This is a genomic window from Flagellimonas sp., from assembly GCF_965222555.1.
GTDB lineage: Bacteria > Bacteroidota > Bacteroidia > Flavobacteriales > Flavobacteriaceae > Flagellimonas.
Window position 1 is genome coordinate 360652 of sequence record NZ_CBDCUG010000005.1, and the last position, 14056, is coordinate 374707.

Genomic DNA, 14056 nt, shown 5'->3' on the forward strand with positions numbered 1-14056 from the left:
TTCTTTATCTGATAATTTGAATCCAGCCCTTGACAACTTCTGTACCGTCTCCAAGATCTAGTATATAAAAATAAGTTCCTTTTGGTAAATCACCACTACTCCCTGTACCATCCCAAGAACTGTCATAACGTTCCATCTCAAAAACACTGTTTCCATAGCGATCAAAAACCTCAAGGCTGTTATTTGGATATTCATTATTGGGGTCGACAAACACTAATCTATCATTAATACCATCACCATTAGGAGAAAATATATTGCATATGGTCCCAGGAGTCTCGCAAGGGCTTCGGTTTACCTGAACCGTAACCGTGGAAGTATTATTGGAAGTGTCTCCATCTATTGGAAACGAACTGGCAATTGTTGCCGTATTCTGAATCTGTCCAGCTGCTACCGCGGTAACCGTAATTTCCAGCGTTATACGCTCTTCGGAGATTAACTCTGAAATAGACCAAACTCCTGTAGTTTGATCATAAGCACCTTTTGTTACCGTATGGGACACATATTCAAATCCACTATCAAGTACATCATTAACAATGATATCCAAAACCCTATCCGTGGTATTATTTTCCAAAGTGATGGTAAAGATGATATTGTTTTGCAACAAAGGTGTGTCATTATTTACCTCCTTGGCAATGGCCAAATCTATAGGGTCTGGATCACATGAAGGAATCAAAAAAGGATCACAGCTATCCAAAGGATTGGATACCCCGGTCGGAACCGCTGTGGTACTTGAATCATCATTTCCGGAAAATTCTTCATTGTCCGTTAAACCATCATTATCAGTATCAGGGTCATTGGGATCCGTTCCCAGAGTATTCTCTTCACTATCCAATAATCCATCACCATCAGTATCTACAATGCAACTACTTACCGGAACAGTAATTTGGATTGAACTGTTTGTACATGGAGCCAAGGCACCATTGGTGGTATATTCAAAAACATAATTTCCTTCCGGTAGACCTTCAAAATCAATATTGTTATCCCCTCCTATGGTTAGGCTTCCGTTGGATGGATCTGTCACAATTGCCCATGTCCCAGGGTCTTCTCCCATTAAGGTATCGCCCAAATCAATAATGGTAGAGCCTCCAATACCGGTTACGTTACATGCTGTAATATTGCTAGGAGTCCCCGTGGAAGGCTCCGCATTAACCGTTGCTACGACTTCAGTTCTTACAGAGGAACAACCGTTGGCAGATGCCTCTACAAAAAACGAAGTGGTTTCTGAAATTGTAGGAGTCTCAAAAGACGCTCCCGTTCCCAAGACCGCTCCACCAGTATCATTAGCATACCAATTAATCAAACTACCATCACTTACCGAAGCCGTTAAAGTTACAGTTCCCTCTCCACAACGGCTATCTCCTGAGCTGCTGTCAAGCACTGGTGTAATATTTCGTGTTAATGTGACCGTAAGCACTGGACTTGCACAATTGTTAGTTGCATCATAAAAGAATCCAAAATAGGAGCCCGGGGCAGTAACGATACTACTTCTATGTGCCGCATCCTGAAGTGGGTCTGGATCCGTACTCCAAGTGAGTATGCTGCCAGCTGGTGCAGTATTGGTTACATAGTCATTTAAGTCTGCTGAGACCACATCACAAAACTCTGTTGGTTCAGAAGCATTCAGAACAGGTGCTTCGCTACCTGCATTACATGGGATTGCGCAATCTTGAACGGTTACCGTAAGATCAACCGACTGATCAACACATGGTGCCACAGCTCCAGAAGTGGTATATGTAAACACATAATCTCCTAAAGGCTCTCCATTGAAGTTTACAATATTGCTCGCATTTATAGTTATGGAAGCACCTCCTGGAGCACTGGTCAATGACCAAGTTCCAGCATCAGCTCCCGTTAATTGGTCATCCAAGTCCACAACGCTGTCTCCATCTCCAGAGTCATCACAAGTAGCTATATTTGTTGTTGTTCCCGGAGATGGTGTCGTATTTTGAGTCAATGTTACACTAAAGGTTGGACTTGCACAGTCATTCAAAGCGTCATAGAAAAATCCAAAATAAGTACCTGGGGTACTTACGGTGCTTGTTGGCAAATAATCCCCAGTGGCATCCGTATCTGAATTGGTGCTCCACCTTAAATCCGATCCTGCTGGAGGGATACTCAAGGTATATGCATCAAGGTCTTGTACAAAAGCATCACAAAATGTAGTAATCACAGAACCATCAAGGGTTGGTGCCGTGTTACCTGCTGCGCAGGTATCATCATTATTTATGGTAATGGTAGCTGTATCCGATATATCAACGGTTAATGCCGTGCCTCCCAAACCACTCATAGAAACTGTTAATGTTTCATTGGGTTCAATAACTGCATCTGTAGTAGGATTAACGGTAAAGTTCTCTGTCTCACCCGCATTTCCATTAAAAGTAAGTACTTGATTAACAATATCGGTATAATCATTATCTACAAGCGTAGCGGAACCATCGTTTGTAGAAACTTGTACCGTAAAACCACCAGCCACATCATTATCCAAAGTAGCTGTTACTGTAATATTGGGGCCATCTTCTGCCCCACTGGCATTGGCAATGGTAACAGATGCATTATCGTCGTCCGCATTGTCCACCGATACCGTTTGGTCCGCCAACGGGTCGAAGGAGTCGTCGCTGTTCGCATCGTCAACGCTCACCGTTATATCATAGTTCTGGGTCCCGTCAACGATCCCGTCGTCCACGCCAGTGACCGTCACCGTCTGCGCCGTATCGAAGTTCGCCGGGGTAAAGGTCAGTGTCGAAACGTCAACGGTCCCCTCACCGGTGTCGCCAGAGGTCACCGTAAGCACAACGTTCGTCAAAGGCTGAACGTCCAGCACAACCGTGAAATCGTCAGTGGTGCCCGTCTCCGAGGTCGCCGTCGAACCGCCGCTCTCAACTATCGTGAAGCCCGGGGCATCGTCGTCCGCATTGTCCACCGATACCGTTTGGTCAGCCAACGGGTCGAAGGAGTCGTCGCTGTTCGCATCGTCAACGCTCACCGTTATATCGTAGTTCTGGGTCCCGTCAACGATCCCGTCGTCCACGCCAGTGACCGTCACCGTCTGCGCCGTATCGAAGTTCGCCGGGGTAAAGGTCAGTGTCGAAACGTCAACGGTCCCCTCGCCCGTATCGCCAGAGGTCACCGTAAGCACAACGTTCGTCAAAGGCTGAACGTCCAGCACAACCGTGAAATCGTCAGTGGTGCCCGTCTCCGAGGTCGCCGTCGAACCGCCGCTCTCAACTATCGTGAAGCCCGGGGCATCGTCGTCCGCATTGTCCACCGATACCGTTTGGTCCGCCAACGGGTCGAAGGAGTCGTCGCTGTTCGCATCGTCAACGCTCACCGTTATATCATAGTTCTGGGTCCCGTCAACGATCCCGTCGTCCACGCCAGTGACCGTCACCGTCTGCGCCGTATCGAAGTTCGCCGGGGTAAAGGTCAGTGTCGAAACGTCAACGGTCCCCTCACCGGTGTCGCCAGAGGTCACCGTAAGCACAACGTTCGTCAAAGGCTGAACGTCCAGCACAACCGTGAAATCGTCAGTGGTGCCCGTCTCCGAGGTCGCCGTCGAACCGCCGCTCTCAACTATCGTGAAGCCCGGGGCATCGTCGTCCGCATTGTCCACCGATACCGTTTGGTCAGCCAACGGGTCGAAGGAGTCGTCGCTGTTCGCATCGTCAACGCTCACCGTTATATCATAGTTCTGGGTCCCGTCAACGATCCCGTCGTCCACGCCAGTGACCGTCACCGTCTGCGCCGTATCGAAGTTCGCCGGGGTAAAGGTCAGTGTCGAAACGTCAACGGTCCCCTCACCGGTGTCGCCAGAGGTCACCGTAAGCACAACGTTCGTCAAAGGCTGAACGTCCAGCACAACCGTGAAATCGTCAGTGGTGCCCGTCTCCGAGGTCGCCGTCGAACCGCCGCTCTCAACTATCGTGAAGCCCGGGGCATCGTCGTCCGCATTGTCCACCGATACCGTTTGGTCCGCCAACGGGTCGAAGGAGTCGTCGCTGTTCGCATCGTCAACGCTCACCGTTATATCATAGTTCTGGGTCCCGTCAACGATCCCGTCGTCCACGCCAGTGACCGTCACCGTCTGCGCCGTATCGAAGTTCGCCGGGGTAAAGGTCAGTGTCGAAACGTCAACGGTCCCCTCGCCCGTATCGCCAGAGGTCACCGTAAGCACAACGTTCGTCAAAGGCTGAACGTCCAGCACAACCGTAAAATCGTCAGTGGTGCCCGTCTCCGAGGTCGCCGTCGAACCGCCGCTCTCAACTATCGTGAAGCCCGGGGCATCGTCGTCCGCATTGTCCACCGATACCGTTTGGTCAGCCAACGGGTCGAAGGAGTCGTCGCTGTTCGCATCGTCAACGCTCACCGTTATATCGTAGTTCTGGGTCCCGTCAACGATCCCGTCGTCCACGCCAGTGACCGTCACCGTCTGCGCCGTATCGAAGTTCGCCGGGGTAAAGGTCAGTGTCGAAACGTCAACGGTCCCCTCGCCCGTATCGCCAGAGGTCACCGTAAGCACAACGTTCGTCAAAGGCTGAACGTCCAGCACAACCGTGAAATCGTCAGTGGTGCCCGTCTCCGAGGTCGCCGTCGAACCGCCGCTCTCAACTATCGTGAAGCCCGGGGCATCGTCGTCCGCATTGTCCACCGATACCGTTTGGTCCGCCAACGGGTCGAAGGAGTCGTCGCTGTTCGCATCGTCAACGCTCACCGTTATATCATAGTTCTGGGTCCCGTCAACGATCCCGTCGTCCACGCCAGTGACCGTCACCGTCTGCGCCGTATCGAAGTTCGCCGGGGTAAAGGTCAGTGTCGAAACGTCAACGGTCCCCTCGCCCGTATCGCCAGAGGTCACCGTAAGCACAACGTTCGTCAAAGGCTGAACGTCCAGCACAACCGTAAAATCGTCAGTGGTGCCCGTCTCCGAGGTCGCCGTCGAACCGCCGCTCTCAACTATCGTGAAGCCCGGGGCATCGTCGTCCGCATTGTCCACCGATACCGTTTGGTCAGCCAACGGGTCGAAGGAGTCGTCGCTGTTCGCATCGTCAACGCTCACCGTTATATCATAGTTCTGGGTCCCGTCAACGATCCCGTCGTCCACGCCAGTGACCGTCACCGTCTGCGCCGTATCGAAGTTCGCCGGGGTAAAGGTCAGTGTCGAAACGTCAACGGTCCCCTCACCGGTGTCGCCAGAGGTCACCGTAAGCACAACGTTCGTCAAAGGCTGAACGTCCAGCACAACCGTGAAATCGTCAGTGGTGCCCGTCTCCGAGGTCGCCGTCGAACCGCCGCTCTCAACTATCGTGAAGCCGGCTACTTCGTCATCGGCATTGTCCACCGATACGGTCTGCGGGAGCACTCCGGCATAGGCGGCATCACTGCTGCCCACATTCACGCTGATTGTTATGTCATAGTTCTGGGTCCCGTCCACAAAAGCATCGTCTATGCCAGTGACCGTCACCGCCTGTGGGGTGTCCCAGTCCGCATTGGTGAAGGTCAGCTGGGTCAAATCAACGGTACCCTCCCCCGTGTCGTCCGACACAACGTCAAGGACAACATCGGTCGCAGGCTGAACGTCCAGCACAACCGTGAAGTCGTCCGTGGTCCCCGTCTCAGAGGTCGCCGTCGAACCGCCGCTCTCAACTATCGTGAAGTTTTGCCCAAATCCAAAATTCCATGTAAAAAAGGTAAGTGCTATAAACAGAATAGTCCTATATCCATAGCTGGAAAACTGTTCTTTTGAGGTTTTTTTCATGAAGGGCAACATTACCTGTTCAAATAAATTTGAATATCGTTTTTATTCCATTTGGGTTGGTGATTTGGGAAGAACCAATATTACTAAAAATTAAAGGAACCCCACAACTTAACAGATTAAATCTACGTTTCTTGGGTGAAATGCCCAGAAGGTCGGAAAAATCCTATTTAAAGCGCTGCTGATGAAGTTTCCGTTCCAGGGGCAATCTTTCTGACCAATCCCTGAAGTACTTTTCCAGGTCCAACTTCAACAAAGGATTTTCCTCCATCCTTAACCATTTGCTGAACACTTTGTGTCCATTTTACCGGAGCGGTCAATTGTGAAATTAGATTGGTTTTTATCTCATCGGCTTTTGTAACAGCAGTGGTTGGCACATTTTGATAAATAGGACAGCTTGGTTCACTGAAATTTGTGGCTTCAATGGCCGCGGCCAATTCTTCTCTTGCAGGTTCCATTAGAGGGGAATGGAAAGCTCCACCAACAGGAAGCAACAATGCTCTTCTTGCTCCTGCTTCTTTCATTTTTTCACAAGCACTATTTACCGACTCTACTTCACCTGAAATCACTAACTGTCCTGGACAGTTATAGTTTGCCGGCACTACAATTCCCTCAGTTTCACCGCATATCTTTTCAACAACCTCATCATCCAACCCTAAAACGGCTGCCATGGTACTTGATTGCAGTTCACAAGCTTTCTGCATGGCCAAAGCACGTTGGGAGACCAATTTTAATCCGTCTTCAAAATTTAAAGTACCATTGGCCACCAAAGCGGAAAACTCGCCCAAAGAGTGACCAGCAACCATATCCGGTTTAAAATTATCTCCAAGAGCCTTGCTTAAAATGACCGAATGCAAAAAAATTGCAGGTTGAGTAACCTTGGTCTGTTTTAAATCCTCAGTAGTTCCCTCAAACATAATATCCGTAATGGAAAACCCTAAAATATCATTGGCTTTTTCAAATAATTCTTGGGCCAAGGCATGGTTTTCATAAAGATCGAGTCCCATACCTACAAATTGGGCTCCTTGCCCAGGAAAAATATATGCGTTCATCAGTTTAGGTTTTAGTGCTGCAAAAATAGGGATATTTTATATTGCCGGTTTATTTAAACCAACTGGAATAGGTTACATAGTTATTGGCAATGCGGTCAATCTCACCAGAACTTAATTCAGGGCTTATATCTTTTATTTTCTTGGCAGGCATTCCCGCATAAATGCTACCTGCTTCAACATGGGTACCTTGGGTAACTACAGCACCTGCTGCTATTATGGAATTGCTTTCCACAACACAATCGTCCATAATAATACTGCCCATACCAATAAGCACATTATCCTTTACCGTACAACCATGCACAATGGCATTATGGCCTATGGAAACATTATTGCCAATTGTAGTTGGCGATTTTTGATAGGTACAATGGATAATGGCACCATCTTGCACATTGACCTTGTCCCCCATTTTAATGAAATGTACATCTCCACGAATTACGGCATTGAACCATACACTGCACTGATTTCCCATTGATACTTCACCAACAATCGTTGCATTTTCAGCGATAAAGCAATCTTCACCAATTTCTGGGGATTTTCCTCTTACTGGTTTAATAATCATTTGTGATTCTTGTATTTATTTAAAATAGGATAACAATGTAGCTTTCTTGGATGCTGAGACGGATAGTTCCTTACCATTGGAAAGTACCACACTCCCCCCTTTTCCTTTTTTATATTTTACAACCTCGCCCACGTTCACTAAATACGATTTGTGGATTCTGGCAAAAGCGTAATTTGACAGGGCATCTTCAAAATACTTTAAGGTTTTGCTTACCACAATTCTTTTGTTTTCCAGATAAATTTCCGTGTAATTGTCGTCGGCCTTGCAAAAATAAATATCACTTACATCCAATACCTGAAAGCCGTCTTGCTGGGGTAAAGTAATCTTCCCTTCAGTTTTAATGGTTTTAGCTTCCAAAACCTGTCCTTCCAGGGCATTTTCTTTTTCTTTTATCTCTTTTACGTAATCCACGGCCTTGATCAATTCATCAATATTAATGGGTTTCATCAAGTAATAGGCCGCATGGTTGTTCAAGGCATCCATGGCATATTGATTATAGGCTGTAACAAAAACAGTTTCAAAAGTACGATCGGGAACCTTATCCAATAGGTCAAATGCATTCCCAAAAGGCATTTCCACATCCAAAAAAACCAAATCTGGTTGCTGTTTCTGAACCAACTCCAATCCTTCAGTAATATTGGAAGCTTCCCCCAACAGTTTGACCCCATTGCAATACTTGGCCAAATAGTTACGGAGTATTTCCCTGCTATTTGCCTCATCTTCCACTATGATAGCGCGTAATTCCATTAATCTTTTTTGAGTTTTAGGGATACCTTGGTCCCTGTTTGGTCATCGTACAAATCTGAAATGGAAACGTCTACCTTATTTTTATACATGTCATTCAAGATTTGAATACGTTTTTTGATGTTCCCCATTCCTTTTGATTTTTGTTTCTTTTGATTTGCAGTTTTTAGTTCTGCGGATTTCTTTCTTCCCACACCATTATCTTCAATGTTGATCTCCAATGTTTCCAAATCAATCTGATCTATTTTTATCTTCAGGAAGCCTTTTTCCTCTTTATATCGTAAACCGTGCCAAATGGCATTTTCAATATAGGGCTGAAGCAACATGGGCGGAATCTCAAAAGCTTCTATGTCAATTTTGTCATTTATATCTATTTCAAAATCGAACTTATCCGAAAAGCGGGAGTGTTCCAATTTCACATAGAGTTCCAAAAGTTCCAATTCCTTGGAAAGCGGAATGAAATCCTCTTCTGAATTTTCCAACACACTGCGCATTAAAACTGAAAAATCGCTCAAAAATCGGTTTGCGCTGCGTTCGTCACTCTTCGCAATATAATTATTGACGGAATTAAGAGCGTTGAAAATAAAATGCGGGTTCATTTGGGTGCGCAATGATTTTAAGGCCAAAAGATTGTTGGCCAACTTTTGTTGCTTGCCACTCCGATAATATAGGAAAGTAGTCAAGGCCATCAACACAATTCCAAAAATCAAGGAGTAAATAATCCATTTTTGTCTTTTGCTGGTTTCTTCAAACAATTGCTGCTCTGTTACCGCTAAACTGTATTTACTTTGGTTCAATTCCCGTTCTTGTTCCAAACTGGAGATTCTATTCTGCTTAGTGGCAATCTCCCGGTTAAATCGAGCAGCTCTGGAGATTTCCTGTTCTTTCCTAACATACAGGCTATCAACCACGGCAACATAGTCTTGATACGATTCCAACGCCTTGGTGAAATCGCCTTTATATCGATATACCTCCGACAATTTCCTGGTCGCATCTTTTTGAACCACCAGGTCATCTTCATTATCAGCTTCAACAATACTGCGCTCCAAATACGGAATGGCCTCGTCCAATTTATCTTGAGCTATATAGGCGTTAGCAATTTTATAATTGATCCGTTGTGAGGTAATGGAGTCCGGTCTCCCCAAACCTTTATTTTCTGTGACAACCGATTGTACAGGTAATTGCTGCAATTCGTTCAAACTCTTTTTACGCAACTGGATTTCGTCGTCGTACCTGTTTTCATCATTATAAAAATCAGCAACTTTCTCGTTCTCTTCTATCAATCGCTCTGGGGCCACTGCCTTCGACAAATTCAAAGAGTTGTTGTAAAAGCCTTCCGCTTCTATAAAGCGGTCATCACTGGCATAGGCGTCCGCAATTTTGGAGTTTAAGTCGATGACTTTTGGGGAAATTTGATTTTTTTGGGCGATTTGAAGCCCTTCTTGATAAAAATCCAATGCTTTTTTCAAATCCTCCAATGCTCTATAACTATCCCCTAATCCTTCATAAAGTTCAATGCGCTGATAGGGCACCATATTTTTAACGGACACCAAGGGTGAAAGTGTAGATTCGGCTTTTTGAAAGTCATTGTTCAAGATATATGCCTTACCCAACAACAAGGTAGTTGCGATAGATTTTTGAGCTGCCAAAGCATCTTCAAAATTGGTTATAGCCAAATCATATTGTTTATGATAAAGATAAATTTCACCTAAGGTGGTGAATGAAGATGCCAATTCTTTTTTATTGCCACGTTTTCCCAAAAGTGTTATGGACTGGGCGATGAAATCTATACTCTTTTCAAGATCGGTCCTTTTATAAAAATCTGCAGAATCCAGCAGTTTCTGGTGATTTACAATACTTCTGGAACTTGACCGTTTTTCTTTTTTCGCGGTTCCGTAGCCCTTATATCCAGCCACTCTTACATCTATATCTTCATCAGATTTAATGCGATGTCTTACCGTTTCAAACTCTGGACTCTCCACAATAAGCATTTCCCCAACAGATGCTTCAATCTTGAACTCTCCAAAAGCATTGGTTTTGGTATATCTTCCTGAACTTGTTGAAATCTCCACTCCTGAAATTGGAGCAAAGTTCTCCTTGCCCTTTACCGTCCCTTTGATTTCAAACCTTGAACTTTTATTGTCCACTTGTGAAAATCCCGAGTAAAGCGCAATTAAAAAGAAAAATAATATGTGCCTTTTTTTAATCATTGAGATTTAAATGCTCAGGTAAACTTAATTCATCTAAAGCGTACTAAAAAATGACCTTTCATTGAATCTCTATTAAAACTTGACTCATTTGTCTACTTCACAAAACCAATTGGTCAATTCACTCATTATAACCCCTTGTTGCCTCATTCCTAATTTTTATTGAAAAAAGTTGGAAATACTTTTAGCCCATACTTTTAAAACATTGAACTATGAAATATTTTAAACATCTATTAGGAATTACATTTTTCACCATTATAACAGGAACGGCTTATGGCTGTAATTTAAAACCCGCAGAACACCGCAACACAGCTTTGGTAACAAAATCCATTATGGACAAGCCTGCCAAGCAGTATGTAAAAATCGCTCTGTTATTGGATACCAGCAATAGTATGGACGGTCTCATCAACCAGGCAAAAGCCCAACTTTGGGATATTGTAAATGAGTTTACCCATGCCAAATGTGGAAACGAGTCAAGGCCTTCCTTGCAAATAGCCCTTTACGAATATGGGAATGACAATTTATCTTCCAACCAAGGGTATATTAGACAAGTAATCAATTTTAGCAGTGATCTGGATGAGATTTCTGAAAAACTATTCTCCCTAACAACAAATGGTGGTGAGGAATATTGTGGACAGGTCATTCAAACTTCCCTAAAACAACTGGACTGGGGCAAAAATGCAGATGATCTAAAAATGATTTTCATAGCAGGAAACGAGCCTTTTACACAAGGCAAATTAAATTACAAGGATGCCACATCCAATGCACGGGAAAAGGACGTTATTGTAAATACTATTTTCTGTGGTAATTATGAGCAGGGTATCTCTACCAGTTGGAAAAATGGCGCAACCCTAACTGGTGGTGACTACATGGCCATTGATCATAACAGACAGGTGGTTCATATTGAAACACCTTATGATGATGTGATCATAAGACTCAACTCACAATTGAACAAAACCTATATTTCTTATGGTGCCTTGGGCAGGGAAAAGAAAGCAAAACAGAGTATGCAGGATAGCAATGCCCAAGAGATGGCAGCTGCTGTTGCCGTTAAAAGAACTGTGAGCAAGGGTTCCAGGCTCTATAAAAACTCTGCGTGGGATTTGGTGGACGCCATAGAAGAGGATGAAGCATTATTGGAAGAAATAGTGACCGAGGATCTTCCTACCGAACTCCAGGATAAATCAGAAAATGAGATAAAAAAATACCTTGAAGAGAAAAAGACGGAACGGGAAAAGATTCAAAAACAAATTCAGGAATTGAATAAAAAACGTGAGGCGTTCATCGCTAAAAACCAAAAAGAGGAAACTGGCGAATTGGAAAATGCGCTATTATCAGCTATAAAGGCTCAGGCTGCCAAGAAAAATTATAAGTGGGATTAACTCCTAATACAGGTTGAAAAAATTGGTCTATTCGTAAAGGATAGGCCTTTTTTAGTTATTGGCCGCAGGACAATAGCAATCGTAGCGTTTTCCTTGATCGCTCTGTCCCCAATCATACCCTAAAGTAATTTGGTGAAACCCTCCGTTATCAAAGCGAATATCCCCAGATTGATAGGAATAATTATACGAGAACATGAATTTGTCAACATTAACTCCAATTATTGGGGTAAACAGCTGTAGTCGCTGTTCTCCAAAACCTCCATTGGTCTGGAATTGGGCGCCATCAAAACTCCTACGGTACGACAAGCCCGCCCATACGGTACCAAAACTAACATCCTTGTACACTTTTGCATTAAAGTCAACCGTTTTTTCCTTCGTAAAATCCGTCAATTGAAACAGCACCGATGGCTCTATTCTTGTTTTTCTGCCAAACACATAGCCTACAGAAAATAAATATCTGCGTAAATTATCAAATTCAGCTGCCGTATAAAGATCTCGTCCACTTCCCAAAATATTCAAAACAGCGGCATGGGCATAAAACTCAAAAAGGTTGTAAGATACCCCAAGGTCCACATTAAAATAACTTGTGGTGTTCTTGGTTCCTGTTACAATTGGATCGGGTATTACAGACCTAAATTCAGTTTCATCCAAGCTGCTTAAAATTACTCCAGCACTAAGACCAAATGATATTTGGTTCAATGTCCTGAAATCCCCTGCCAATTGTAAATGATGGGCGTACGTGGCCTTAAAGCCTGTTTGGGAGTGATATCCATTGGAATCATTGAATAAAATACCTCCAACACCACTTCGGTCGCCTACTCTCATATTTACATTCAAGGTCTGCAAACTAGGTGCTTCATCAACATTGAACCATTGCTTCCTGGCCGTCAACCTAATCTTTCCTCCTTCAGCAATACCAGCCATTGAAGGATAGACCAAATAATAGTTATCAGCTAAATAATCAAAATATACAGGAATACCCTCTTGGGCCTTGGCTGTCAGCCCAAAAACAAGGGTTATGATCAATGGGGTTAAATAGCGTCTCATGCAACGATTTTGGGCTCTAGTTGAGATTTAAAGGTAATCAAACATTTAGATAACGGCTGTAGCAGTACATTATTATATATTTTGCCCCTCATTATTACTTTGGTATTTTTGCATCAAATCTGAGCTATGAAAGAATTTAATATCACAGTTGTTCCTACAAACAACGCCAAAATACTAAAATTTGAAGTCAATCATTTCTTGGTCAAGGGGAATTATGAGCTAAAAAACATCGATGAGGCTAAAAATGCACCTTTAGCGCAGCAACTGTTCTACCTTCCATTTATCAAAACAGTTTATATCTCCGGAAATTTTATTGCCCTGGAACGTTTTGATATTGTTGAATGGGAAGATGTCAAGGATGAAGTCGCCCAACAATTGGTCGAATATCTTAATGCGGGAGAACCAATAGTCAACGAAGAAGACACTAAAAAAAAGGAACCCATTACGGTTTATGCCGAAGTAACGCCAAATCCGGCCGTAATGAAGTTTGTTTCAAACAAGCGTATTGTTCCAACTTCATACGAATTCAAGAATATTGACGAGGCTAAGGATTCGCAACTTGCCCAGGAACTTTTTCATTTCCCATTTGTAAAAGAGGTGTTTTTTGATGAGAACTATGTTTCTGTATCAAAATATGATGTTGAAGATTGGGAGGGGATTACCATGCAATTGCGAGAATTCATAAGAGATTTTTTGGCAGATGGCAAGGAAGTAATCTCCCAAGAAACCATTCAGAAATCAAAAGAAACAGAGGCACAAAGTGCATCTCAAGTTCAATATGATGATACCTCTAAACAGATTATTGATATTTTGGATGAATATGTTAAACCCGCCGTTGCTAGTGATGGAGGTAATATTCTATTTCAATCGTATGAAGAGGAGAGCAAAACTGTAAACGTGATCTTACAGGGTGCGTGCAGCGGATGCCCGTCCTCAACATTTACCTTGAAAAATGGGATTGAGACCATGCTCAAGAATATGATGGGCGACAAAGTCAATGAGGTAGTGGCCATTAACGGTTAATTTCCAGTCTTTATGCTGCCCCTATGGCCAATTTTTCATAAATTGGATAAATTTAAAATCATTAACTATTATGGCAGTATTAAAAGTAATCGAGGTATTGGCCAACTCCGATGAGAGTTGGGAACAAGCCACAAAAAATGCAGTGGATCAAGCATCCAAATCTGTTAAAAACATCCGTTCCGTCTATATCAATGAACAAAGCGCTTCTGTTAAAGATGGCAAAATTGATGAGTATAGAGTGAATGTAAAGATTACCTTCGAGGTAAAATAATTAAAGGGCAACAAAAAGCGCC

The 14056-nt window shown here is 43.9% G+C and carries 9 protein-coding genes; 3 read left to right on the top strand and 6 right to left on the bottom strand.

Going from position 1 to position 14056, the window contains the following annotated elements; genetic code table 11:
- Positions 1-4 precede the first annotated feature (4 nt).
- From ACOQO1_RS10175 to ACOQO1_RS10195, 5 genes are all read right to left on the bottom strand, one after another.
- Positions 5-5752, bottom strand: a complete 5748-nt coding sequence (locus tag ACOQO1_RS10175; RefSeq protein ID WP_420602768.1) for a gliding motility-associated C-terminal domain-containing protein — start codon at positions 5750-5752, stop codon at positions 5-7.
- 167 nt (positions 5753-5919) lie between these two features.
- Positions 5920-6801 carry an ACP S-malonyltransferase gene (gene fabD / locus ACOQO1_RS10180; protein ID WP_420602769.1) on the bottom strand — a complete coding sequence of 294 codons (882 nt, stop codon included), beginning with the start codon at positions 6799-6801 and terminating at the stop codon, positions 5920-5922.
- 49 nt (positions 6802-6850) lie between these two features.
- Complete coding sequence (locus ACOQO1_RS10185; protein ID WP_420602770.1) at positions 6851-7360, bottom strand: gamma carbonic anhydrase family protein; 510 nt, start codon at positions 7358-7360, stop codon at positions 6851-6853.
- Positions 7361-7375: 15 nt separating this feature from the next.
- Complete coding sequence (locus tag ACOQO1_RS10190; RefSeq protein WP_420602771.1) at positions 7376-8107, bottom strand: LytR/AlgR family response regulator transcription factor; 732 nt, start codon at positions 8105-8107, stop codon at positions 7376-7378.
- Positions 8107-10314 (bottom strand): histidine kinase, encoded by a 2208-nt coding sequence (locus ACOQO1_RS10195; protein WP_420602772.1) that lies wholly within the window; start codon positions 10312-10314, stop codon positions 8107-8109. The genes ACOQO1_RS10190 and ACOQO1_RS10195 overlap by 1 nt, the downstream gene beginning before the upstream one ends.
- A 209-nt stretch (positions 10315-10523) precedes the next feature.
- Between ACOQO1_RS10195 and ACOQO1_RS10200 the strand changes: the two genes are divergently transcribed.
- Positions 10524-11693, top strand: a complete 1170-nt coding sequence (locus tag ACOQO1_RS10200; RefSeq protein WP_420602773.1) for a VWA domain-containing protein — start codon at positions 10524-10526, stop codon at positions 11691-11693.
- Positions 11694-11744: 51 nt separating this feature from the next.
- On the opposite strand, the gene ACOQO1_RS10205 is transcribed toward ACOQO1_RS10200, so the two are convergent.
- On the bottom strand, positions 11745-12740 hold the full coding sequence (locus tag ACOQO1_RS10205) for a type IX secretion system membrane protein PorP/SprF (protein WP_420602774.1): 996 nt from the start codon (positions 12738-12740) through the stop codon (positions 11745-11747).
- A gap of 126 nt (positions 12741-12866) precedes the next feature.
- Between ACOQO1_RS10205 and ACOQO1_RS10210 the strand changes: the two genes are divergently transcribed.
- Entirely contained in the window at positions 12867-13763 is an 897-nt protein-coding gene (locus tag ACOQO1_RS10210; protein WP_420602775.1) for a NifU family protein, read from the top strand.
- Positions 13764-13833: 70 nt separating this feature from the next.
- Complete coding sequence (locus ACOQO1_RS10215) at positions 13834-14034, top strand: dodecin family protein (RefSeq protein ID WP_420602776.1); 201 nt, start codon at positions 13834-13836, stop codon at positions 14032-14034.
- Positions 14035-14056: the final 22 nt, after the last annotated feature.